This window comes from Caballeronia sp. GACF4, from assembly GCF_023631025.1.
Classification (GTDB): Bacteria; Pseudomonadota; Gammaproteobacteria; order Burkholderiales; family Burkholderiaceae; genus Caballeronia.
The window spans coordinates 83,642-107,076 of sequence record NZ_JALQDW010000020.1; the positions used below are offsets into that span (position 1 = coordinate 83,642).

The window sequence follows — 23,435 nt, forward strand, 5'->3', positions numbered from 1 at the left end:
CGCTACTGCTCCCACTCCAGTTCAGCATAGACAGCGGTGACGTTGCGCGCGTGATAGGCATCGTAGAGCCGCCACTTGTCGCGCTCGCCGAGACCGATGGTATCCACGGCCTGCTGAATCGTTTCGCCACGCTTGATGGCCGCACGCACATCGCGCGCCAGATTCGCGAGGTACTGTTGCTCGTCGTCGAGCGAGCGCGGATACGGCGCTTCCAGGTCGCCATGACCGGGTACAACTTGCCGCGGATTCATCTGCTTAATGCGGGCGATATTGTCAAGCCAACCGGTCACGCTGCCATCCACCACGGGAATGCAATGCACGAAAAGCAGGTCGCCTAGCCACAGCGTGCCGCTCTTCTCATCGTATACCGTCATGTCGTTGTTGGTGTGCGCTGTTTTCCAAGTTTGCAGCGTGAGCGTGCGCCCGCCGAGATCGAGCGTGGACGTGCCGTCTATCGTCATCGTCGGTGCAATGATTTCGCTGCCGGTCGCTTCATCGCCCAGTTCGCGTTTCAGCGCACGCAGGTAGTTCTCCGCGCGCAATGCCTCCGCCTGCGCAAGCTTGGCGCTGCCCACGTATTGCGGATGGTCGTCCTTGAAGGCCGCATTCCCGAAGATATGATCCGGGTGCATGTGCGTATTGATCACGTAGCAGACGGGCAAGGGCGTCACCCTGCGCACCGCCGCGCGCAATGCGCGCCCTTCTGCGAGCGTGCCGCCGGTATCGACCACAGCGACACAGCGCTCGCCGACGATGAAGCCGACGTTCGCAATATCGCCGCCGTTCGCAGGCGTGGCAAGCTCGTCGTGTCCGCGATGCACGTAGTTCCCCGGCGCGAGTTCCTTCACCGTAAACGAGGCCTCTGCAAACGCATGTGCCGATGCCGCGCACAGCACCAGGAACGCGGCGAAGCGTAAAGCAGCGCTCATCGGACCTTGTCCGCATCGGCGAGACGTTTTGTTCGGCGCAGGCCGAACTGTTCGTACTCGCGCTCGAGGAAAGGCTCGGCGTGTTCGAGAAGAAAGCGCCGAAACGCAAGGCACGTCGGCGAGAGTTGCTTCGAGCGCGAATGCACGAGTTGCCATGTACGTTCGACGGGCGTGCCATTCACGTCGAGCACGGCGATCTCACCCGTGCGCAATTCGAGCCCCAAGGTATGCAACGAAATGAGGCTCACTCCCATGCCCGCCATCACGGCCTGCTTAATGGTCTCGTTGCTGCCGAGCGTGACGCTGCGCGATGGCGTGAAGAGGTTCTGCCTAAACACATGCTCGGCGACGGCACGTGTGCCGGAACCAGGTTCGCGCAGGAGGAAAGTATCGTTGGCAAGCTCCTGCAGATCGAAGCGTCGCGCAGTTCTCAGCGGATGCGAAAGCGGCGCGATGATCACATGCGGATGGTAAGCAAGCGGCTCTGCAGTCGTGCCGAGTTCGGGCGGCGGGCGGCCCATGATGGCAAGGTCGGTCGCGTTGTCCTGCAGGAGCCTCAACAAGGTCTCGCGATTACCGACCGAAAAACGCACATCGACCTTGGGAAACTGCTGCGAATACAGCGCGAGCAACTTGGGCGCGAAGTAAGTCGCGGAACTCACGATACTCACCGCAATCGATCCACTGTCGGCTTGCGTGAGTGACATCATCGCGTCTTCGGCGTCCTTGATCTCACCGAGAATTCTGCTTGCATGATGCGAGAGGCGTTCGCCCGCTTCCGTCAGCGAAAGACGCCGCGCCACGCGTTCGAAGAGCGGCAAGCCGACCGCCTCTTCCAGTTGCCTGATCTGCATGGATACCGCGGGCTGCGTCAGATGCAGTTCCTCCGCCGCACGTGCGAAGCTCGGACAGCGCGTCGCTATCACGAAGATCTGCAACTGGCGCAAGGTGAGAGAGCGGATGAAGTTCACAGCGGCGTATCCGTGAGGCGTTCCTGAACCATTTAGCGGCTTGCCTCGGCGCTCGTGCAATCCACCTCAACGACTGGCCCGTGGCGCGTTGCCGACCTTTCCTCCCGGCGTGGCCATGTTCTTGAGCGCGCCCGAATAAGCGACCGTTTCCTTCTGCAGCGGATGCGCGAAGTCGTTCCCCGCGCCCGGCACTTCGGTGCGAATCAAGACGACGTGTCCGGGAACATCATCGGCAACGACGAAGGTGTAGCGCTTGTTCGTGTATTGCTGCAGACGTTCCGCATTGGGATCGTTGAGGAAGGGCTGAATGACGATCTGCTTCGCTTTCACATTCCTGGCCAGCCCGAGCGCCTCGCCGGAAACAGGCGTAATTGCCGGGTTTGCCGCAAGCGCCAGTCTCACGCGTTGCTGAAAGTAGCGACGCTGCCCGCCCGTTAACTCCTGCATCTCCGTGATGTCATGCTCCAGAAAATAGATGATCACCGGATTGCACGGCAGCCCCCCTGGCACGTCCACGTTGCCCGTGCGATCGGACACGCGCGCATCGTTCTTCGTGTTGCCCTTGCTTACCACGAGCACGCGGACCGTGTCCTTGACCTTCGTTGGCGGCCCGGAAAAATCCACCGCATAGTCGAGCTCGGTTTGCTGATCCACGCCATCCAGATGCGGCTCCATGAACAGCAAGCGTTCGGCTGGCGCAATCTCGGTGGCAGGCGCGGAAGCAGGCGGTGTATCCGCCGCGAACGAGGCCGGCGGCATCAGAGAGATGAAGCCGCCAAGCGCGCAGGCGAGGGCAATACCTCGAATGTCGAACCTCATTGCGTGGAGGCCGGCTGCAGCGGCTGCAGCGGCAGCAACGGAACCTGATAGCTCGTCAGTATCTGATCAATCTTCGGCTGGTTCGACGCAATCCAGTTATCCACCTTGTCGCGCCATGCTTTTTCGCCGTAACGCACGCCCATCGAAATTTCATAATCGAAGCGAATGCCGGGTTGCGGTGCGAACGGCACGAGGCGCGCCTTGTTATCCGAGAGCTTCACGAAATAGCCTGCAATCGGGCCCCAGACGAAAGCGGCATCGACATTGCCTTGCGACAGATCATGCTCGATCATCTCGCCGGGAAAGGCATCGGGATCGCCGCTTTGCCCCTGATACGACACCGCCTGTTCGATCAGATTGTGTTGCAACAGCCAGTCAGTCGCGGGACTCTTCACGAAGATGCCGAGCTTCATCTTCTTCAACTGATCCGGCGGCAGATTCATGAGATCGGCCGGCGACTTGATGCTGGCGTACTCCGGCCGGTTCGGAAACACCATGGCATAGGTCGAGTGCAGATAAGGGCGCGTGGTCGCGGTGAGTTCATAACCTTTGGGCACGCCGATAATCAGATCGCACTTGAACTGATCCGTGCTCGGTGCCTTGTCGCGCAGCGTATTGCGCACGAATCCCATGCGTTGCGGATAAAACGTGTATTCGAGCTTGTAGCCGAAGTCGCTTGCCATCTGGCTTGCGATCTTGTTCTCGAAGCCTTCGCCCTTCTGATTCGACAAAGGCATGTTGTTCGGATCCGCGCACACGCGCAGCACGCCGTCCGCGCCGTCGTTGTTAGGCAAGTTCGGCGGCGGTGTACCCGCGCCCTGCGCGAAGACCGTTTGCGCCGTGAACGCGAGCAACGCCGCGCATACCGTGTTCGATACGGCCGGGAATCGGAACGAAGCGGCGCGGCTTCCATTACGATCTGACATCGATACCTCCGGGTTCAAATGCAACTTCATGCAACATCGGACAAGCAACGAACGCAATCACTTCGCATCGAGCGCTTGTAAATCGCCCGGATTGATCTTGCCGTCTGAGCGTCCCTTCAGATACGCAAAGAGATTCTCCCAGTTTTTCTGCATCATCTGGCTCGCGCTGAAATCGGGCATACCCTTATCCACGCGTCCGCCAAACACGGTGCGATGAAACTCGTTCTTGTCCAGCGTCTTGAAAGCATCGACGAGCGACGGGCCGACGAGACCCTCCTGCTTCGCCCCGTGACAACGTTCGCACGCGAGCGCGCGCCAGGTACGCCATCCTTGCAGCGTATCGGCATCGACCTTGTTGCCATCGACGACCTTGTACGCCACGGGCTTCATTTGTCCCGGACTCGTCTGGGCAAACGAAGCGCTGGACGCCGCGAGCGCAATCGACAGCAGCAAGAGTGATCGGCCTTTCATTCGCTTGTCTCCTTGAATATCTCGTATGTGGGTTGTTCACGCGCGGCGGACTCCCTGACCGCCGCGCGTCATTACGCTTCGAATCGAACTAGTTGCAGGCTAACGAAACGGCTGATACGTAATCAGCCCGCGTTGCCCGGAATGGCAAACACGAAGAGCGTGCCGCCGAGTGCGGTGTACTTTGCAAGCTCGCGATAGCCGCCAACCGCACCCAGGCCTTCCGCCGACTTTTCGAGTCCCGCTGCCATGCCGATGCCGGCCCAGCCGCCGATGCCCGAATACACGCCGATGAACTGCTTGCCTTGGTATTGATAGGTGAACACGTTGCCGATGATCCCGGACGGCGTCTTGAACTTCCACAGCTCCTTGCCGTCCTTGATACGCACGGCCTTGATGTAGCCTTCGAGCGTGCCGTAGAACGCCACGCCGCCTGCGGTTGCGAGCGCGCCGGACCACACCGAGAACTTCTCCGTCTTGGACCATGCGATCTTGCCCTTCGACGCATCCCACGCGATGAAGTTACCCATCGCGCCGTTCTCGTTCGGACCGGGGAACATCGAGAGCGTGGCGCCGACGAACGGCTGACCCGACACGTAGTCGACCTGGAACGGCTCGTAGTCCATGCAGACGTGGTTCGTCGGCACGAGGAACAGGCTCGAATTCGGATCGAATGCGGCGGGTTGCTGGTCTTTCGAGCCCAACGCCGCCGGGCAGATGCCCTTGACGTTGTGATCGGGACCGGCTGCCTGCGTGGAGTAGCTGGCGTTACGAATCGGCAGGCCGCTCTTCAGATCGACGCTATTGGCCCAGTTCACCGCCGGGTCGTACTTCTGCGCCACGAGCAGTTCGCCGCTTTCGCGATTGAGCGTATAGCCGAAACCGTTACGGTCGAAGTGAACGATCGCCGGGGTCTTCTTGCCGTTGATGTTCAGGTCCGACAGGATCATTTCGTTGACGCCGTCATAGTCCCACTCGTCGTGAGGCGTCATCTGATAGACCCACTTCGCCTTGCCGGTATTCAGGTCGCGCGCGAAGATCGACATCGACCATTTGTTGTCGCCGGGTCGTTGCGTCGGGTTCCACGTGCCGGGGTTGCCTGTACCGTAGTAGACAAGGTTGAGCTTCGGGTCCCATGCATACCAGCCCCATGTGGTCCCGCCGCCATACTTCCACTGATCGCCCTGCCAGCTCTTGAGCGACGAGTCCGCACCGATGGGCGCCATCTTGCCGTCGGTCCAGGTCATCGTTTGCTGCGGGTCCATCAGCATTTCATTGTCGGGCCCGGTGCTGTAGGCCTTCCAGACTTCCTTGCCGTCCTTGATGTTGTAGGCAATGAGCCGGCCGCGAACACCGAACTCGCCGCCGGAGATGCCCGTCAACACCTTGTCGCCGAAGACGTGCGGCGCGTTGGTGTTGGTTTCGCCTTTCTTCGCATCGCCGTTTTGCGCGGTCCATACGACGTCGCCGGTCTTGGCGTCGAGCGCGACGAGCTTCGTGTCGGCTTGCTGCAGGAAGATCTTGCCGTCGCCATATGCGAGACCACGGTTGACCGTATCGCAGCACATCACCGAGATGACCTGATTGTCTTGCTTCGGCTGGTATTGCCAGATGAACGTCTGGTCCTTCAGACTGATGGCGATAACCTTGTTGGGAAACGGCGAATGGATATACATCGTGTCGCCGATGACGAGCGGCGAGCCTTCATGGCCTCGCAGCACACCGGTGGACATGGTCCAGGCAACCTGTAGCTTGCCGACGTTGTTCTCGTTGATTTGCTTGAGCGTGCTATAGCGGTGATTGGAATAATCGCCCGCTTGCGCCGCCCAGTTCGAAGGATTCTTGATTGCGGTGTCGAGTTGCGAATCAGCCTGCGCCACGTACGAATTGAGGCCTGCCGTTGCGACCACCGCCAGTCCAAGAACCAGGGTGCGTAAGTTCATGTCTCCTCCAGAATGATGATGCCTCCGACCCGGGAATGACCACGCTACCGTTTGCATCGTGCGCGCCTTCTGAATGCAGGTAACGAGATTCGCTTGTGCCCCGGTACATTGCCGGGATCTTGCGTGACCGGGCATTTGCATATTCCATGCCGGTTTGCGAACGCTTGTTTTGTGGCGTGCGAATGGCGGCGTGCGACACATACTGTGTCAAATACGCGAAAGGCTTCATGTGATGGAACAGCAACGCTTGCTCAGGTGTCACATGACGCGTCGCAGCATTGCGCAGCGCCGCTTCACGATCAACGCACGGGGCGCATACTCGGTGTTTTCCATAAGGAGGCAACGTCATGGCTCAAGCAGAGAAGGTCTACTCGGATGAAGAGGTGCGGGAACGGCTTACGGGTCCGCTCGCGCATTGGTATCTCGAGGACGGATGGCTCAGGCGCAAGTTCAAGACCGAGAGCTGGAAGGGCACGCTCATGGTCGTCAATACGGTCGGGCATCTTGCCGAAGCGGCCTGGCATCATCCCGACCTGACCGTCTCTTATGCGTTCGTCGTGGTCAAGCTCAAGACGCATTCGGCGAAGGGCATTACCGACAAGGACTTCGCGCTCGCCACGCGTATCGAAGACGTGGTGCAGTGGCAGCCAGGCAAGGAAGACGGTCCGCTCGACGGCACGCCATCCGACGATCAACGCTTCCGCTATATCAAGTACGACTAGCCCGGCCACGCGGCGCGTGCAGTCTTGGTATAACTTTTGCCTAACAGGGAAGCCCAAAACCCCCTGAAGGAACACGAGCCGCGATGCCAACCTCACCCCGACGCTTATCGCCTTTACCGGCGATCACGGTCGAAGCACCCGCGCGCCTGCATCTCGGCTTCCTCGATCCGAACGGCTCCTCAGGCCGCGCCTTCGGCAGCCTCGGGCTCGCGATAGAAGGACACGGCACGCGTCTCACCGCGCGCATCGCTCATGGCACGCGGCAGCAGACGGCGCAGATAGAAGGCCATGTCACGGAAGCGCAGAAAGAGCGTATCGCTCATTACCTTCAGCAATTGCAGGCGGCGCTCAATGAACCGCGTGCCGTCGATATAGACGTACACGAAGCACCGCGCTCGCATACGGGCCTCGGCTCGGGCACGCAGCTCGCCCTGACGCTCGGCACCGCCTTCGCACGAGCAACCGGTCACAACGGCATAAACACCACGGACATCGCGCGCATACTCAAACGGGGCGCGCGCTCCGGCATCGGCATTCATGGCTTCGATCACGGCGGCCTCATTCTCGACGGCGGCCGCGACGTGCGCCACGCATCCGCGAATACGTTGCCGCCGCTGATCTCGCGCCAGGCCTTCCCCGATGACTGGCGCGTGCTTCTTATCGACGACACCTCGCGCGAAGGTCTGCACGGTGACGAAGAAAGGCGCGGACTTGCCGCACTCGATCCCTTCCCTGAAACACTCGCCGCGCATCTCAGTCATCTCGCGCTGATGCGCATCCTGCCCGCCGCCGCCGAAAGCGACTTCGATACCTTCGCCGACGCCATCAGCGACTTGCAGCAGACCATCGGCGAATACTTCGCGCCCGTGCAAGGCGGCGTGTTCGCGAGCCCCGCCGTGGCGCGCGCGCTCGAAGCCGTCGCCGCCGAGCAGAAGGCCGGCATCGGGCAGACGTCATGGGGACCGGTCGGCTTCGCGTTCGTCGCAAGCGCGCAGGACGCCGAACGCGCACTCGCCACCGCGCAACGCGTGACGCCTCGCGCACCCCTCACCTTTTCCATCGCTACCGGCCGCAATCGCGGCGCGACATGGCGTGCCGCCGACCGCCGCGAGCAAGGCGCGGATGCTGCCTGAACCTGCGTTCATCAATTCCAAATCGACCACGAGTCCATCGCCATGTCCGAAGCTTTCGAAAGACCTTATGTGCTCCACATGTTCACGAGCACGCCGCAGATGAGTCCGTTCGATGTCAACATGGCGGCCGATGCCGGCTATCAGATCGTCGTGCCTTACTGCAATGTCGATGAAGATATCGTCGTGCAACTCACGCAGGATGCGATCTTTTCACGCGGACCGAAGGGCGTATCGCGCACGGGCATCTTCATAGGCGGACGCGATGTCATGCTCGCCGCCGACATGCTCGAAAAGGCGCGTCAGGCGATGGTCCCGCCCTTCGAGGTCTCTGTCTTTACCGACCCATCGGGCGCCTACACCACGGCCGCCGCGCTCGTCGCGCTCGCGGAAAAACATCTGAAGGCCGTGCATGGCGTCGATCTCGGCGGCAAGCGCGTCTTGATACTCGGCGGCACGGGCGCGGTGGGACGCGTCGCGGCCGCGATGGCCGCATCGCTCGGTGCGGATGTCGTCGTCGCGAGCCATTCGAGCCAGTCACGCGCGACCCAGGTGAGCGACGAAATCAACCGGCGCTTCGACATTGCCACTTCCGGTGTTGCGACCGGCACGCCCGAGCAATTGCATCGCGAACTGGCGCGTGCGGAAGTCGTCTTCGCCACCGCAGTTGCAGGCGTGCAGGTGATGAGCGCCGCCGATCTCGCGCATGCCAAGAACCTGCTGATCGCGGCGGACGTCAACGCGGTGCCGCCCGAAGGCATCGCGGGCGTCAACGTGATGGACAACGGCAAGCCGCTCGCGGGCGCGGCACGCGCGGACGCCATCGGCATCGGCGCGCTCGCCATTGGCAATGTGAAGTATCAGGCGGAGCATCGGCTCTTCTTGCGCATGCGTACCGGCGGCAAGCCCGTGTATCTCGGCTATCCTGAAGCATTCCACGAAGCGCGCGCGGTCGTCGCGGGGCTCGGCTCATGATCCATTCCGTTGCAGCGCGTGCGCCACGCGTCGCCGTGGCGGGGCTTTCAGCCCGGCTGCTCGCACAATCCGCCGCGCGTGCCGGGCTCAACGTCGTGGCGCTCGATATCTTCGGCGACCGCGACACGCGCGAGAACTCGGGCATGTGGTTCGATATCGGAGGGGATGGCTTGTCGATAGACCGCACCCGTCTTTTCGATGCGCTCGAATGCGCCGCGCGTCTGCCGCGCATGCTGGGGCTCATCGTGACGAGCGGGCTCGAACCGCTCGCGAGTGAACTGAGCCGCATGCCGCATATGCCGCGCTTCATCGGCAATGGCGTGGAAGCCGCCGCGGTGCGCGACCCGCGCCGCTTCTTCGCGCTGCTCGACGACGCGCAGATCGCGCATCCGGCAGTGCGCTTCGACAGGCCCGCCGATGCGCGCGGCTGGCTCATGAAGCGTGCGGACGGCTGCGGCGGCACGCATATCGAATGGGCGGAACACGCTGACAACGCTCCCGCCGATGCCTATTTTCAGCGTCTCGCGCAAGGCCGTTCGATGTCCGCGCTCTTCGTCGCGGCGCGTCGCGAAGCGGCGATCATTGGCTTCGCGGAACAGTTGAGTATCGAAACGGGGCGTCTGCCTTTCGTGCACGCGGGTTCGCTCGGGCCGATCGCATTGCCGCCAGGGACAACCGAGCGCATCGTTGCCGCCATCGAAACCATCGTGTGGAAGACCGGCTTGACGGGACTCAACAGCATCGACTTTTTGCTCGATGACGACACGTTTCAAGTCCTCGAAGTGAACACACGCCCCTCCTCGACGATGGCGCTCTACGAAGCCGCATGGCCCGATGAATGGCCGCGCGGATTGATCGGCGCGCATCTCGACGCATGCCTGCACGGCGCGTTGCCGCGTTCGACGCTTGCATCGTCGCGAACGCCGGCGTCGATAGCGGGCCAGCGCGTGGTCTTTGCGCCCGCGTCGTTCACCGTGTCGCGCCTCTTCAGCGATGCGTGTTTCGAAGACCCCGCGTGTCACGACGTGCCGCTCACCGGCCCGCGCATCGAAGCGGGCATGCCGGTCTGCACGGTCACCGCGGCCGCGCCCACGCTCGACGCCTTGCGCAATGCACTGACAAATGAAAGCGCGCGGCTTCTGCAACGCATCGACTCATACTGCCCATGACTTCATCGAATCAACTCAGCGTCAACGCATCGAGCGCGAGGCTCGTGGATCGCATGATCGACGACGCCGCGCGCTTGCGGGTGGAAGTCATGCGCACGCCGGCTGGCACCGTTATCGTCGATGCTGGCGTGAACGCCGCAGGCAGCGCCGAAGCGGGCCTCTTGATCGCGCGTATCTGCATGGGCGGGCTCGGGCGTGTCGAGTTGCGCAGCGCTTTCGATGCCGCGCCTTCCTGGCCGAGCTATATCGAAGTGCAGACCTCGAACCCCGTGCTCGCGTGTCTCGGCAGTCAGTACGCGGGCTGGAGTCTTTCGGCGACGAAGGAACAAACGGGCGGCAAGAAATTCTTCTCGCTCGGTTCGGGGCCAGCGCGCGCGCTTGCAGGCAAGGAGCCGCTCTTCGACGAACTCGCGTATCGCGACCATCACGAACGCGGCGCGCTCGTCATGGAAGTGGACCGCTTGCCACCGCAGATCGTCATCGACAAAGTACTCGCGGATTGCGGGCTCGCGGCGGACAAGCTCGTCATCGCGGTCACGCCGACGCAGTCTGTGGCGGGCACGGTGCAAGTCGTTGCACGCGTGGTGGAAGTGGCGCTCCATAAGACGCATGTGCTGGGCGTGGACCTGAGCGAGATCGTGGAAGGCAGCGGCACCGCGCCCTTGCCGCCGCCCTCGCCCGACGCCATTCAGGCGATGGGCCGCACCAACGACGCCATTCTCTACGGAGGCCGCGTGCATCTCACCGTCAGGAGCGATGCCGTGGCGAAGCGCCTTGCCGCCGAGTTGCCTTCGGCGAATGCGCGCGATTACGGGCGTCCCTTCGCGGAAATCTTCACGTCGTTCAACTACGACTTTTATCAGATCGATGGCGCGCTCTTCGCGCCCGCCGAAGCGTGGGTATCGAGCCTAGATAGCGGCGCGACCTATCGCGGCGGCAAGCTCGATCAGGCGCTGCTCGATGCGCAATGGCGCGGCCAGAAGGATGCGGCATGACGATGGTATCGCGCGTCGCCATCATGACCGACGAAACCGGCTGGCACACGGGCCGGCTGAAGAAGGCGTTCCGCGCGCGCGGCGTGGAGGCGCGTTGCGTCGATCTCGCGGATTGCCGTATCGACACCACCTGGCCACCGTTCGGCCTCGCGATTCCCGGCTTCGGCCACGCCCTGCCCGATGCGGTATTCGTGCGCGGCATCGCGGGCGGAACCTTCGAGCAGGTCACGTTGCGGCTCGGCATTCTGCATGCGCTGCGCGAATGCGGCGTGCCGGTCTATAACGACGCCCGCGCGATCGAGCGCAGCGTGGACAAGTCGATGACGAGCTTTCTGCTCAACCGCTACGGCGTGCCGACCCCGGCCACATGGGCCGGCGAATCCACGGCGCATGCGCAACGCGTGTTGATGCGCGAGGCGGCTGCGGGCAGGCAGGTCGTCATCAAGCCGCTGTTCGGCTCGCAAGGCAAGGGCTTGAAACGGCTCGGCGCGCGCTCGCGCGGGCAGGCGTGCGCGCCGTTGCCATCGCTCAAGCCTTTTAGTCAGGTCGCATATCTTCAGCGTTATGTCGATAGCGGCGAGCCCGGTTTCGACTGGCGCGTGCTCGTGATCGGCACACAGGCCGTGGCCGCGATGAAGCGCGTGGGCGGCGAGGACTGGATTCATAACTTCGCGCGCGGTGCACGCTGCGAGCCCGCCGAACTCACGCCCGCGCTCGCGGAAACGGCGGTGCGCGCAACCGCCGCGCTCGGCCTGGATTACGCGGGCGTCGATCTCATCGCGCCGGAAGGCGGCCGGCCGCTCGTGCTCGAAGTGAACGGCGTGGCGGCGTGGCGCGGGCTGCAATCGGTGACATCGCTCGATATCGCCGCGCTGCTCGTCGACGATCTGCTCGACCGCAAGCTCGCGGCATCGAAAGGAAACCTCGCGCGGGCGAGCGGCGATGCCTGAGCTTCATCACATCAAAGCGGCTTTTCTGCGCGCATGCCGGCTCGATGTGGAAACGCGCAAACCGGGCAACGTGAGCACGGCGAGCGCCGGACACGGAATGATCGCGAGCCAGTTCGTCGAAAGCGCTCAAGCGGCTGCAATCGGCTTGTTCGAGCCGAATGCAAGCGTCGGCACGCGCATTCTCGAAGCGGTGCGCCGCAGTTTCGACGTTGCAGGCTGCAATACGAACCTCGGCATCGTGCTCTTGTGCGCGCCGCTGTGCGTGGCTTTCGAAGAAGCCGCTCCACGCGATATCGCCGCTTGGCGCACTGCAACGCAAAGCGCGCTGCATGCGCTCGACATGGAAGACGCGCGCCTCGCTTACCGCGCGATTGCGCTGGCCAATCCGGGCGGCCTCGGCGACGCGCCGGAACAAACCGTCCACGCCGCGCCAACTATCGACCTGCGCGCGGCGATGACGCTTGCCGCCGACCGCGACAGCATCGCGCGGCAATACGCCAATGGCTTCGCCGATATCTTCGATACCGTCCGACTGATCGATGCATCGACGGCACAGGAAGCCATGCTCGACGCATTCCTCATCTTCCTGCGTTCATGGCCCGATTCGCACATAGTGCGCAAGCTCGGCGCGGCGATGGCGCAAAGTGTCACGCGCGATGCAGCTTTACATCACGACCGATGGCGCGCCGAAGGAAGTTTTCACGACTGCCCCGAATTCGACTCGTGGGACGCCGAACTGAAGGCGCGCGGCATCAACCCCGGCACGAGCGCGGACCTCGCGGTTGCAACCTTGTTCGTGGCGCTCGCGATGGGCGCGTTTGCCGAATGATTTGCACGAAGCGCGCCGGGTGCGGACAAAAATTGGCACGGAACATGTTAGGAACTTCGCGTTTATGCAGTCCGCTTTGCGCGGTGCGAACGCCTTGAGACGGGTTTGAGGATCGTGCTTCGGGAGCGAGTCAGACGTCCCTAGAAACAAATCCATTGGAGGAAGAGCATGGCCAAGATCAACCGCGTTCTGGTAGGAGAGTCGCTCGTCGGCGATGGCAACGAAGTCGCTCACATCGACTTGATCATCGGACCGCGAGGTTCCGCTGCCGAGACCGCGTTCTGCAACGCGCTGACCAACAACAAGGACGGCTTCACATCGCTACTCGCCGTGGTCGCACCGAATCTGCTGACCAAGCCGAACACCATTCTCTTCAACAAGGTCACGATCAAGGGCGCGAAGCAAGCCGTGCAGATGTTCGGCCCGGCGCAGCATGCGGTGGCGCTCGCGGTCGCCGACAGCGTGGAGGACGGCACCATTCCCGCCGACGAAGCCGACGACCTTTTCATCTGCGTCGGGGTTTTCATCCACTGGGAAGCGGATGACGACAAGAAGATTCAGGAGTACAACTACAAGGCAACCAAGGAAGCTCTCCAGCGTGCGGTGGCAGGCGAGCCCAAGGCTTCGGAAGTCGTTTCGAAGAAGGGATCGGCGGCGCATCCGTTCGCAGCGAACTGATCGTCTGTCGTGGCCGGCGCGGGGCTTACATCCGCGCCGGCTGCTTTCGAGTCAAACATGAATCACGGATGAATACGAGGCTTATCGCATGACCCCACGTTGCTGCGCGTTGACGGTGCTCACTTGCCTCTCGCTCGCTTCGCCGCTTTCGTTCGGCGCGACGGCCGCGGCCAAGGACGGCGCTTCCGCTTCGCGACATGATTATCCGACCGAGGGACGCGTCGAATACGTGCTCGGCTGCATGGACGACAACGGCCACGACTTCGCCAACGTCTACAAGTGCTCCTGCGCCATCGACAAGATCTCCCAGAGCCTCACCTACGACGATTTCGTCGAGCAGATGACGTTCTCCAAGTACGCCTCGCTCGGTGGCGAAGGCGGCGGCGAGTTTCGCGTGGATCGCGCCAAGGCACAGACGAAGAAGTACCGCGAGCTTCAGAAGGACGCATTCAAGGCTTGCGGAATCGTGCAGAAGGCGGCGGCTCGATAAGCCGGTTCAGCCGTTTCATGCAGATGCTCCGGTGTCGCCAGTGACGCACCGGCAAGACTCGACGCTCATTCCGGCATATAGCCGCGTCCGATCCACGCGAGACTCACGCCGCCACGCGGCGATGCCGTCGCCGCGCTCCGCCGCCTTTCGATGACGACGCCCACCGCTTCGACATCCTCGAACTTGGCCGGCTTTTCGAGCGATACCCTCACCCAATGCGCGCCGAAGTCCACGATCACGCGCTGCGCGATCTGTTCGGCGAGCGCTTCGAGCAACTGCACATGGTGCGCTGCCAGGAGCCCGAGGATCGCCTCCCGCACCGCAGCATAATTGACGGTATCTTCGATACGATCCGTGACGCACGCGCGCAGCGAGGGCACGCCGATCGCGAGATTCATGCGCACCGGCTGCGGGTCGTGCAGTTCGCTCTTGTCGATGCCGATCACCGTCTGGCCCGTGAGTCCCTCGATATAGACGATATCCATGTGAGCCCCACGGGATGCATCGGCGTCCGCCTGACTGGCGTCGCGAATCGGTTCGAATCTGCCCATATCGTCGTCTCCGGAACGGCATCGAAAAATCCGTAAGCTCCAAGCAAGAAGCGGGCAAGAAACGCTTAAACCAATGCGACTACTTATTGAACCAATGCGTCAGAGCATGTAAAGTTTTTGAGAACCGTGCTGGCCGACTGAGGGTGATCGGGCACTACGGCCACGAGGCGCGCGCATGCGGTTATCGGCAAATACAAGTACCAATAGAGTAGCGAGACCCGCAGCGCCAGCGGAAAACACAACAGATTCGACTTTCGACGGCTGTGCCGTACGCGTAAACACGTACGAGCGCAGCCGGAACGGACGTCACGGAGACACGGCCCCATGTCGTTGCTAGCAGACGTAGATACGCATGTCAGGGAAGTGCTGAATATCGTGAACAATCCGCTGGCGTCACGCCGCACCAGCGCTTCGGTCGCGCAATCGTGGACGCGCTGCCTGACGGAGTTCAGGCTCGACCCCGGCCATTTCGTCATGCCACCCGTGCTCACGCAGCGCGAACTCACCGAGCGCCGCGAGGCCGCGAGCGATCTCATCGCGTGCTCGAAGCTGGAGATGACGACGCTTTATCAGCAACTGGCCGATCCCGAACTCGCTGTCGTACTCGTCGATGCGGACGGCGTGATCGTTCATCAGGTGTCCTCGGTGCCGTTCGGCGAGGCCGTCGCCGCCGATGGCCTGCGCGTGGGCGCCGTGTGGAGCGAGCGCGAAGCGGGCACCAACGGCATGGGTACGTGCCTGATCGAACGCGACTGCATTGCCGTGTGCCAGCACGAGCATTTCTATCCGCGCTATACGTCGCTCACGTGTTCGGCCGCGCCGATCTTCGACGATCGCGGCACGGTGGTCGGCGTGCTCGATGTCACGAGCCGCTCGAAGCTCTTGCAACAGCATTCGCTGGTGCTCGTCGGCATGTCGCGGCAGATGATCGAAAATCGTTTGATCGATGCGCGCTACCGTCACGCGAACATGATTCATTTTCATAGCCGGCCGGAATTCGTCGGCACGCTGCACGCGGGCAAGCTCGCTGTCAGCGACGACGGCGTGGTGCTCGCCGCGAGCCGCAGCGCGCTCTTTCAGCTCGATCTGCGTTCGCCCGCGGAGTTGTACGGCAAGCGCATCGAGGAAGCGTTCAACGCATCGCTCGAAGACATGATCGCGCGCAGCATTCGCGGCTCGTTTCATCCGGTGACCGTGTACAGCGCGAAGGCCAACACGCGCTTTTTCCTGACCGCGCAGACGCCGCGCGAAGGCATGCGCGACACGAGCCGCATTCTCCTGAACGATCCCGTCACGCGCGATTCTTCCGCGCCGGGATCGCGCGTAAGAGCGCCCAAACGCGATGCCCAGGATGTCCGCGACGTTCGTGATGGTGCGAGCTTCGGCGCGGGCCGCCTCGACAAACTCTCGCATCTGGAATTCGGCGATCCGCGCATGGCTTCGCAGATTCAGCTTGCGGCGCGCGTGATCCAGCGCAAGATTCCGATCATCTTGCGCGGCCAGACCGGCACCGGCAAGGAAGTGTTCGCCAATGCGCTGCACAGCATCAGCCCGAACGGGTCGGGTGCGTTCGTCGCGGTGAACTGTGCATCGTTGCCGGAGAATCTCATCGAGAGCGAGTTGTTCGGGTATCGCGCGGGCGCTTTCACCGGCGCGCAGCGCGAAGGCCGGCGCGGCAAGATCGTGCAGGCCAATGGCGGCACGCTGTTTCTGGATGAAATCGGCGACATGCCGCTCGCTCTGCAAGCGCGTCTCTTGCGCGTGCTGGAAGAGCACGAGGTGACGCCGCTCGGTGCTGAAACCACCGTGAAGGTGGACTTTCAGCTCATCAGCGCGAGCCATAGAAACTTGATCGAACTCGTGCAGACCGGCCTCTTTCGCGAGGACTTGTACTATCGGCTGAACGGGATCGAGATCAATCTGCCGCCGTTGCGCGAACGGGCCGATGCGCTCGCGCTCATCTGCCATATCCTCGAAACGGAAACGTCCGAGCCGCCTTCATTGAGCGTCGAAGCGCGGCAGGCGCTGCTGAGTTATGCGTGGCCCGGCAACATCCGGCAGTTGCGGCATGTGCTGCAAATGGCGATTGCGTTGTGCGACGGTCCCGAGATTCGCTGCGCGCATCTGCCGCCGGAAATCGTCAACGGCGTGTCGGCGCAGACCGCGACGCAAAGCGCGCCGCGCACGCCGAATGTTGCCGCTACGTTCGCGCATCTCACCGAAGACGCCGATACGTCCACGCTCAACGCCATTCAGTTGCGTGAGCGCGAGACCGTGCTGCAATTGCTCGACGAACATCGCTGGAACGTGAGCAACGTGGCGAAGGTGCTCGGCATCAGCCGCAACACGTTGTACCGGAAGATGCATCGTCTGCATATCAGGTTGTCGCACGACTCGCCCAACGCAGCGGATCAAGCCGACGCATGACGGAACGGTCCAGCGAACCCACGCCCGCGCGCCGGCTCGACGAATTCAAAGCCGACGCGCGCTTTGCGTGGTGCGTCACGGGCTCCGGCCATATGCTCGAGGAATCCATCGAGCTTGCGCTGCGCTTGCCGGGCGTCGACATGTTCTTGTCGTCCGCGGGCGAGGAAGTGCTGCCGCTCTACGGCTGGACCCTCGCGAAACTGCGCGAACGCTTTCGCGTGTTTCGCGATAACAGCGCGAGCAGCGTGCCCGTCGGCATGCTATATCAGGGCGACTATCACACCGTCGTGATCGCGCCCGCAACGAGCAACACCGTCGCCAAGTGCGCGTTCGGCATCTCCGATACGCTCCCGACCAATCTCTTCGCGCAGGCCGGTAAGCAGTGTGTGCCGGGCATCGTGTATGCATGCGATACGGAACCGAGCGTCATCACGCATGCGCCGCGTCAATGGGTCGAACTGCGGCCGCGCGCCATCGAATTCGACAACGTCGAACGGCTTGCGCGCTTCGAACTCACGACGGTCGCGCGCACGCTCGACGACTTGCGCCGCGCTCTCGATCAACGGTTATCCGAACTGAAGCTCGCATGGAACACATCGTCTTCCTGACCGGACGGCTCGCCGAGCGCAGTCTTCATCAGGTGCTGGAAGGCATCGCACCGACTTCGAATCAGGACTCGCCATTTTCGTGGGAAGTGCGCGAAATCGGCTTGCAGGTCGCGGGGCTGATGACGGCCGACATGATCCGCCGGCGCGTGGTGCCACCGCTCACCGAAGGCACGCACCGCGTGATCGTGCCCGGCCGATGCCGTGGCGACCTCGACATGCTCTCCGCGCATTTCGGCGTGAAGGTCGAGCGCGGTCCCGAGGAAGTCAAGGACTTGCCGCAGTTCTTCGGCCGCGAGGCGCGAAAGGTGGATCTCTCGCGTTACGAGACGGAAATTTTCGCGGAGATCGTCGATGCGCCGCGTCTCGATCTCGCTGGCATCGCGGCACGCGCGCTTGACTATCAGGCTCAGGGCGCGAATGTAATCGATATCGGTTGCCTGCCCGCGACGCCGTTTCCGCATCTGGAAGATGCGGTAACGATGCTCAAGGAACGCGGTTTTCGCGTAAGTGTCGATTCCATGCTCACCGATGAACTCGTGCGCGGCGGACACGCGGGCGCCGATTACGTGATGAGTCTAAATGTGGATACGTTGTGGGTCGCCGACGAAGTGGCATCGACGCCGATACTCGTGCCGCGCGAACCGCTCGACGTGGCATCGCTCGATGCGGCCATCGACATCATGCAGCAACGCGGCCGTTCGTTTCTCGCCGATCCGATTCTCGATCCGATCCCGTTCGGGCTCGCGGCATCCATTGCGCGCTATGTAGGCCTGCGAGAACGCTACGCCGATGTGCCGATCATGATGGGCGTCGGCAACGTGACCGAGTTGACCGAGGCGGACACGAGCGGCATCAACGCCGTGCTGTTCGGCATGGCGGCGGAGTTGCGCGTCGCGGCCGTGCTGACCACTTCCGTGAGTCTGCATGCCCGCCGCGCCGTGCGTGAAGCCGATGTCGCGCGGCGCGTGATGCATGCGGCGCGTGAGACACAGACCTTGCCGAAGGGCATATCGAGCGACTTGTCGGCGCTGCATTCGAAGCGGCCGTTTCCTTATAACGCCGAGGAGATCGGCGCGCTCGCGGCGGCGGTGCGCGACCCCAACTTTCGCGTGCAGGTTTCCGCCGATGGCATTCACGTCTACAACCGCGACGGGCATCGCCTTGCAATCGATCCGTTCGCGCTTTATCCCGATCTCAAACTCGAAGCCGATGGCGGACACGCGTTCTACATGGGCGTGCAACTCGCGCGGGCCGAGATCGCGTGGCAACTCGGCAAGCGCTTCGATCAGGATCAGCCGCTCGATTGGGGGTGCGAGGTAGATCGGCCCGAAGAGGACTTGAGCGCGTGGCATGCGCCCGGGCCCACCAGAAAACGCTGAGTCACGACGCTTTCCATTTGATCGAGCAGCCGAGCGCGGGGAGTTGCAGAGCCTGTGTGGTGCCATGGACCGCGATGTCGCGCATGGCTTCGAAGAGATCGCGGCGCGCATCGGGCAACGGTTCCTTGCGCGATGCATCGATTCTGCCGCGATAGCGCAGCTTCAGCTCATGGTCGAAACCGAAGCATTCCGGCGTGCAGACGGCGCCGTATGCATGCGCGACTTGCTGCGTTTCATCGAAGAGATACGGGAACGGCAGGCGTTGATCTTCGGCGAGGCGCACCATGGCGTCGAAATCGTCGTCGGTGTAGACGCTTGCATCGTTCGAGTTGATGCCGACGACGTTCACGCCTGTTTCACGTAGCTGGATGGCGTCGCGGATGAGGCCTGGCAACGCAGCTTTCACATACGGGCAGTGATTGCACATGAACACGATGACGAGGCCGCGCTCGCCCTTGAGACTGTCGAGCGTGCGGGTCGTGCCGTCGGTGGCGATGAGCGCGAAAGTCGCGGCATCCGCGCCCGGTTCGCCCGGCGGAGATTCGGTCGGCATGAGGTTGCTCCCAATTGGCTGTTCGGCATATCGACGAGGCGTTTCAAACCGTCTAGCATGTTGAAACGCTAACTTAGTTATCCGGAGCACAACATGATGCACACCGTCAGCATTGAATATGCTAAAGCTAACTTTTCGCAACTTATTGAGCTGGCGCTAAAGGGGGAAAGGGTTGAAATACAAGACGACTCGGGCCCGTCCTTTACGCTCAGCTGCATTCGTCGAGTCAAGGGCAGGAGGATTGGCATCGCGAAGGGACTCATCTCGCAAGAAGAGGTCGATGCGATAACCGAAGCGTTGCTTGCGCCGCTGCCCGACGACATACTCGCCGCTTTCGAGGGCCGGTAATGCGACTGTTGCTCGATACGCACATCTATGTCTGGTCCGTGACCGAAGACCGACGGCTTCCAAAGAAGGCACGCAGTCTGATCGAAGATGCAACTGAAATCTACGTCAGTTCCGCAAGCATCTGGGAACTGGCTATCAAAGCCGCTCGCGGCAAGCGTGAACCGCGTGTGCAGCAAATCCTCAACGGAGTGGATGACCTTGCTTATGCCGAACTTACCGTGAGTCATATGCATGCGCTTGCAGTACGTGACCTACCGCTTTTTCACTACGATCCCTTTGATCGTCTGCTGGTCGCGCAAGCCGCGAGCGAGCTTCTGCGATTGATTACCTCCGATCGACTTCTCTCGCCGTACCACGACTGCGTCACCGTCGTTTGATCGGTCTCTGCTTTGGTTGAGAGCCAAAGCAGAGACTATTCACGCAACTGACCAGCCCCTCAGTGATACCGCCTCGCCATAGCCTCCAACGCCATCGGCTTGATCCTCGCCGCTTGCCCCGCGCACCCGAACGCCTCGAACCGTTCGATACATAAGTCCCTCGCCGCCGCCGTCGCCGCCTTCAAAGCGTGACGCGGATCGAACTCCGAGCGCGCCGATGCCATCGCGCGACGCATCGCGCCCGTCATCGCAAGGCGAATGTCCGTGTCGATATTGACCTTGCGCACGCCATTCGCAATCCCGCGCCGTATCTCCTCGACCGGCACGCCGAACGTCGAACCAATCTCGCCGCCGTGCTCGCGTATCACCGTCAGCCACTCCTGCGGCACCGAAGACGAGCCATGCATCACGAGATGCGTATCCGGAATGCGCGCGTGTATCTCGGCGATGCGGTCTATCGCGAGAATATCGCCCGTCGGCTGACGGCTGAACTTGTAAGCGCCGTGCGACGTGCCAATGGCAATCGCCAGCGCATCGATGCCCGTCGCTTCGACAAAGGCGCGCGCTTCATCGGGATCGGTGAGCAAGCGGTCGTGACTGAGCGCGCCCTTTGCGCCCACGCCGTCCTCTTCGCCCGCAAGGCCCGTTTCGAGCGAACCCAGGCAGCCCAGTTCCCCTTCCACCGATACCCCGACCGAATGCGCCGCATCCACCACGCGGCGGCTGACTTCGACGTTGTAGTCGTAGTCCGCAGGCGTCTTCTGGTCCGGCATGAGCGAGCCGTCCATCATCACGGACGTGAAGCCGGAACGGATCGCCTGCTGACACACCGAAGGGCTCGCGCCGTGATCCTGGTGCAGCACCACCGGAAGCTCCGGATGCGCCTCGATGGCCGCCAGCACCAGATGCCGCAGATACGTCTCGCCCGCATACTTGCGCGCGCCCGCCGACGCCTGCAGGATCACCGGGCTTTGCGTCGCCTCGGCGGCCTGCATGATCGCGTGCACCTGCTCCATGTTGTTGACGTTGAACGCAGGCACGCCGTAATCGTGCTCGGCCGCGTGGTCGAGCAATTGTCTCAATGCGATAAAAGCCATCGTCATGTCTCCGTTGGCGGGAATAGAAATCAGGCAGCGACGCGCTTCGCTTCATCGACTAGCGCTTCCGTCGTCACACCGAAATGCGCGAACAGTTCGCTCGCAGGTGCGGACTCGCCGAACCGGTCGATGCCGATCACACCGCCCTGCAAACCGACGTACTGCCGCCAGAATCCGGTCACGCCCGCTTCTATTGCCACGCGCGGCACGCCCTCGGGCAGCACGCGCTCGCGCCACACCTGACACTGCCGGTCGAACACGGTGGTGGACGGCATCGACACCACACGCGCCAAGATGCCTTGCGCCTTCAGCGGCTCGACCGCCGCGAGCGCCAGCGACACCTCCGAACCGGTCGCCATCAACACGACGCGGCGCGCATCGCGTTCGCTCGTCGGTGGCCAGTCAACGAGCACATAACCGCCGCGCTCTATACCATCGATCTGCGCTTCATCGCGCGGCACGAAAGGCAGGTTCTGCCGCGACAGCAAGAGACACGAAGGCCGGTCGCGCTCGACCGCGCTGATCCACGCTTGCGCCGTCTCGACCGTATCGCACGGGCGCCAGACATCGAGACCGGGAATCATGCGCAACGTGGCGGCGTGCTCGATAGGCTGATGCGTCGGGCCGTCCTCGCCAAGGCCGATCGAATCGTGCGTAAAGACGAACACCGCGCGCGTCTTCATCAACGCGGCCATGCGCAAGGCGTTACGCGCGTAGTCGGAGAACGTGAGGAACGTGCCGCCGAACGGCAGATAGCCTTTATGCAGCGCCACGCCGTTCAGCACCGCGCTCATGCCGAATTCGCGCACCCCGAAATGGATATAGTTGCCCGCAATGCCATCTTCACCGTTCGATACGACGTCTTTCGCGTCCTTCCATCGCGTGAGATTGGAGCCCGTGAGATCCGCCGATCCGCCGAGCAGTTCAGGCAGCGCGCGCGCGAGTCCTTCGATGGCCATCTGCGATGCCTTGCGCGTCGCGACCGTCTGTCCGGCGCGGTCGGCATCGCGCACGAGTGCGTGCGCGGAATCGCGCCAATTCGCGGGCAACGCGCCGCGCGCACGGCGTTCGAACTCCGCCGCTTCATCCGGATACACGCGGCGATAAGCCTGCAGACGCGCGTTCCAATTCTCTTGCGCCGCCGCGCCCGCTTCGCGCGCATTCCAGCGTTCGCGTATCGAAGCGGGAATTTCGAATGGCGCATGCGGCCAGTCGAGCGCGCGCCGCGTCGCTTCGGCTTCTTGCGTGCCGAGCGGCGCGCCGTGGACATCGTGCGTGCCGGACATCGCCGGGGAGCCCTTGCCGATCACCGTCTTGCAACAGATGAGCGTCGGCTTCGTCGATACGCGCGCCTGTTGCAGCGCATGCGAGACCGCATCGGCGTCGTGGCCATCGACTGCGCGCAGCACGTTCCATCCGTAAGCGGCGAAGCGTTGCGGGGTGTCGTCGGTGAACCAGCCCTGCACATGACCGTCGATGGAGATGCCGTTGTCGTCGTACAGCACGACGAGCTTGTTCAGACCCAATGTGCCCGCAAGCGATGCCGCTTCGTGCGAAATGCCTTCCATTAGACAGCCATCGCCCGCGAAAACATACGTGCGATGATCGACGATCTCATGCCCCGGCCGATTGAACTCGCGCGCAAGCAAAGCCTCGGCGAGCGCCATGCCGACCGCATTCGCGAGTCCTTGCCCGAGTGGTCCCGTCGTGGTTTCGACACCGGGCGTCACGCCCACTTCCGGATGTCCCGGCGTCTTGCTGCCCATCTGCCGGAAGCGTTTCAGTTCTTCTATCGGCAAGTCGTAGCCGGTGAGATGCAAGAGCGCATAAAGCAGCATGGAACCATGACCGTTCGATAAAACGAAGCGGTCGCGATCCGGCCAGTCGGGGTCCGCGGGATTGTGCTTCAGATGACGGCCCCACAGCGCGACGGCAATCTCCGCCATGCCCATCGGCATGCCGGGATGTCCCGAGTTCGCTTGCTGGACCGCATCGACCGCGAGCATGCGCAGCGCGTTGGCCATCTGTCGAATGTCGGGTGTGTGACGCGCTTTGGGCAAAGCTTCAGCGACGGCGCTCATGAGCGGCCTCCTTCGATGCA

Annotated in this window: 24 protein-coding genes; 14 read left to right on the top strand and 10 right to left on the bottom strand. The window is 62.5% G+C overall.

The features are described 5' to 3' along the window. Positions 1–2 precede the first annotated feature (2 nt). The 6 genes from NCR40_RS19750 to NCR40_RS19775 all read right to left on the bottom strand — a co-directional run bounded on the left by NCR40_RS19750 (position 3) and on the right by NCR40_RS19775 (position 6,056). Complete coding sequence (locus NCR40_RS19750) at positions 3–929, bottom strand: quinoprotein relay system zinc metallohydrolase 2 (RefSeq protein ID WP_250510402.1); 927 nt, start codon at positions 927–929, stop codon at positions 3–5. Beyond that, complete coding sequence (locus NCR40_RS19755; RefSeq protein ID WP_250510403.1) at positions 926–1,900, bottom strand: LysR family transcriptional regulator; 975 nt, start codon at positions 1,898–1,900, stop codon at positions 926–928. The genes NCR40_RS19750 and NCR40_RS19755 overlap by 4 nt, the downstream gene beginning before the upstream one ends. A 66-nt stretch (positions 1,901–1,966) precedes the next feature. After that, positions 1,967–2,719: a hypothetical protein gene (locus NCR40_RS19760; protein WP_502800688.1), complete on the bottom strand. Its 753-nt coding sequence runs from the start codon at positions 2,717–2,719 to the stop codon at positions 1,967–1,969. Then, complete coding sequence (locus NCR40_RS19765; RefSeq protein ID WP_250467531.1) at positions 2,716–3,645, bottom strand: substrate-binding domain-containing protein; 930 nt, start codon at positions 3,643–3,645, stop codon at positions 2,716–2,718. The genes NCR40_RS19760 and NCR40_RS19765 overlap by 4 nt, the downstream gene beginning before the upstream one ends. A 57-nt stretch (positions 3,646–3,702) precedes the next feature. Beyond that, positions 3,703–4,116 (bottom strand): c-type cytochrome, encoded by a 414-nt coding sequence (locus NCR40_RS19770; protein WP_244828799.1) that lies wholly within the window; start codon positions 4,114–4,116, stop codon positions 3,703–3,705. A gap of 122 nt (positions 4,117–4,238) precedes the next feature. After that, positions 4,239–6,056 (bottom strand): methanol/ethanol family PQQ-dependent dehydrogenase, encoded by a 1,818-nt coding sequence (locus NCR40_RS19775; protein ID WP_250510404.1) that lies wholly within the window; start codon positions 6,054–6,056, stop codon positions 4,239–4,241. A gap of 347 nt (positions 6,057–6,403) precedes the next feature. Between NCR40_RS19775 and NCR40_RS19780 the strand changes: the two genes are divergently transcribed. From NCR40_RS19780 to NCR40_RS19820, 9 genes are all read left to right on the top strand, one after another. Beyond that, on the top strand, positions 6,404–6,778 hold the full coding sequence (locus NCR40_RS19780) for a 4a-hydroxytetrahydrobiopterin dehydratase (RefSeq protein WP_244828801.1): 375 nt from the start codon (positions 6,404–6,406) through the stop codon (positions 6,776–6,778). Positions 6,779–6,861: 83 nt separating this feature from the next. Beyond that, positions 6,862–7,911 (top strand): beta-ribofuranosylaminobenzene 5'-phosphate synthase family protein, encoded by a 1,050-nt coding sequence (locus NCR40_RS19785; RefSeq protein WP_244828802.1) that lies wholly within the window; start codon positions 6,862–6,864, stop codon positions 7,909–7,911. Positions 7,912–7,953: 42 nt separating this feature from the next. After that, positions 7,954–8,883 carry an NAD(P)-dependent methylenetetrahydromethanopterin dehydrogenase gene (locus NCR40_RS19790; RefSeq protein WP_250510405.1) on the top strand — a complete coding sequence of 310 codons (930 nt, stop codon included), beginning with the start codon at positions 7,954–7,956 and terminating at the stop codon, positions 8,881–8,883. Beyond that, positions 8,880–10,052 carry an ATP-grasp domain-containing protein gene (locus NCR40_RS19795; protein WP_250510406.1) on the top strand — a complete coding sequence of 391 codons (1,173 nt, stop codon included), beginning with the start codon at positions 8,880–8,882 and terminating at the stop codon, positions 10,050–10,052. Before NCR40_RS19790 ends, NCR40_RS19795 begins: the two co-directional genes overlap by 4 nt. Then, positions 10,049–11,047 carry a methenyltetrahydromethanopterin cyclohydrolase gene (gene mch, locus NCR40_RS19800; RefSeq protein WP_250510407.1) on the top strand — a complete coding sequence of 333 codons (999 nt, stop codon included), beginning with the start codon at positions 10,049–10,051 and terminating at the stop codon, positions 11,045–11,047. Before NCR40_RS19795 ends, mch begins: the two co-directional genes overlap by 4 nt. Before the next feature lie 2 nt (positions 11,048–11,049). Next, positions 11,050–11,997, top strand: coding sequence for an ATP-grasp domain-containing protein (locus NCR40_RS19805; protein WP_250467706.1), 948 nt, complete (start codon positions 11,050–11,052; stop codon positions 11,995–11,997). Continuing rightward, a complete protein-coding gene (locus NCR40_RS19810) occupies positions 11,990–12,826 on the top strand; it encodes a triphosphoribosyl-dephospho-CoA synthase (protein WP_250510408.1) in 837 nt (278 codons plus the stop codon). Before NCR40_RS19805 ends, NCR40_RS19810 begins: the two co-directional genes overlap by 8 nt. A 168-nt stretch (positions 12,827–12,994) precedes the next feature. Then, complete coding sequence (fae, locus tag NCR40_RS19815; protein ID WP_244828807.1) at positions 12,995–13,504, top strand: formaldehyde-activating enzyme; 510 nt, start codon at positions 12,995–12,997, stop codon at positions 13,502–13,504. A gap of 88 nt (positions 13,505–13,592) precedes the next feature. Further along, entirely contained in the window at positions 13,593–13,994 is a 402-nt protein-coding gene (locus NCR40_RS19820) for a hypothetical protein (RefSeq protein ID WP_244828808.1), read from the top strand. 65 nt (positions 13,995–14,059) lie between these two features. Here NCR40_RS19820 and NCR40_RS19825 read toward each other — a convergent pair whose 3' ends face one another. Next, positions 14,060–14,545: a dihydroneopterin aldolase gene (locus tag NCR40_RS19825; RefSeq protein WP_250510409.1), complete on the bottom strand. Its 486-nt coding sequence runs from the start codon at positions 14,543–14,545 to the stop codon at positions 14,060–14,062. Between the two features lie 324 nt (positions 14,546–14,869). On the opposite strand from NCR40_RS19825, the gene NCR40_RS19830 reads away from it, so the two are divergent. Genes NCR40_RS19830 through NCR40_RS19840 form a run of 3 tightly spaced genes read left to right on the top strand, consistent with a single transcriptional unit; the run spans position 14,870 to position 18,959 of the window. Further along, positions 14,870–16,972 (top strand): sigma-54-dependent Fis family transcriptional regulator, encoded by a 2,103-nt coding sequence (locus tag NCR40_RS19830; protein WP_250467537.1) that lies wholly within the window; start codon positions 14,870–14,872, stop codon positions 16,970–16,972. After that, positions 16,969–17,580: a flavoprotein gene (locus NCR40_RS19835; RefSeq protein WP_250510410.1), complete on the top strand. Its 612-nt coding sequence runs from the start codon at positions 16,969–16,971 to the stop codon at positions 17,578–17,580. The genes NCR40_RS19830 and NCR40_RS19835 overlap by 4 nt, the downstream gene beginning before the upstream one ends. Beyond that, positions 17,559–18,959, top strand: a complete 1,401-nt coding sequence (locus tag NCR40_RS19840; RefSeq protein ID WP_250510411.1) for a DUF6513 domain-containing protein — start codon at positions 17,559–17,561, stop codon at positions 18,957–18,959. The genes NCR40_RS19835 and NCR40_RS19840 overlap by 22 nt, the downstream gene beginning before the upstream one ends. A gap of 1 nt (position 18,960) precedes the next feature. On the opposite strand, the gene NCR40_RS19845 is transcribed toward NCR40_RS19840, so the two are convergent. Beyond that, positions 18,961–19,512: a thioredoxin family protein gene (locus NCR40_RS19845; protein ID WP_250510412.1), complete on the bottom strand. Its 552-nt coding sequence runs from the start codon at positions 19,510–19,512 to the stop codon at positions 18,961–18,963. A gap of 93 nt (positions 19,513–19,605) precedes the next feature. Between NCR40_RS19845 and NCR40_RS19850 the strand changes: the two genes are divergently transcribed. After that, positions 19,606–19,860: a type II toxin-antitoxin system Phd/YefM family antitoxin gene (locus NCR40_RS19850; RefSeq protein ID WP_250493750.1), complete on the top strand. Its 255-nt coding sequence runs from the start codon at positions 19,606–19,608 to the stop codon at positions 19,858–19,860. After that, positions 19,860–20,237, top strand: coding sequence for a type II toxin-antitoxin system VapC family toxin (locus tag NCR40_RS19855; protein WP_250510413.1), 378 nt, complete (start codon positions 19,860–19,862; stop codon positions 20,235–20,237). The genes NCR40_RS19850 and NCR40_RS19855 overlap by 1 nt, the downstream gene beginning before the upstream one ends. Before the next feature lie 59 nt (positions 20,238–20,296). Here NCR40_RS19855 and fba read toward each other — a convergent pair whose 3' ends face one another. After that, on the bottom strand, positions 20,297–21,334 hold the full coding sequence (gene fba, locus NCR40_RS19860) for a class II fructose-bisphosphate aldolase (protein WP_244828816.1): 1,038 nt from the start codon (positions 21,332–21,334) through the stop codon (positions 20,297–20,299). Between the two features lie 29 nt (positions 21,335–21,363). Further along, complete coding sequence (gene tkt, locus NCR40_RS19865; protein WP_250510414.1) at positions 21,364–23,415, bottom strand: transketolase; 2,052 nt, start codon at positions 23,413–23,415, stop codon at positions 21,364–21,366. Positions 23,416–23,435: the final 20 nt, after the last annotated feature.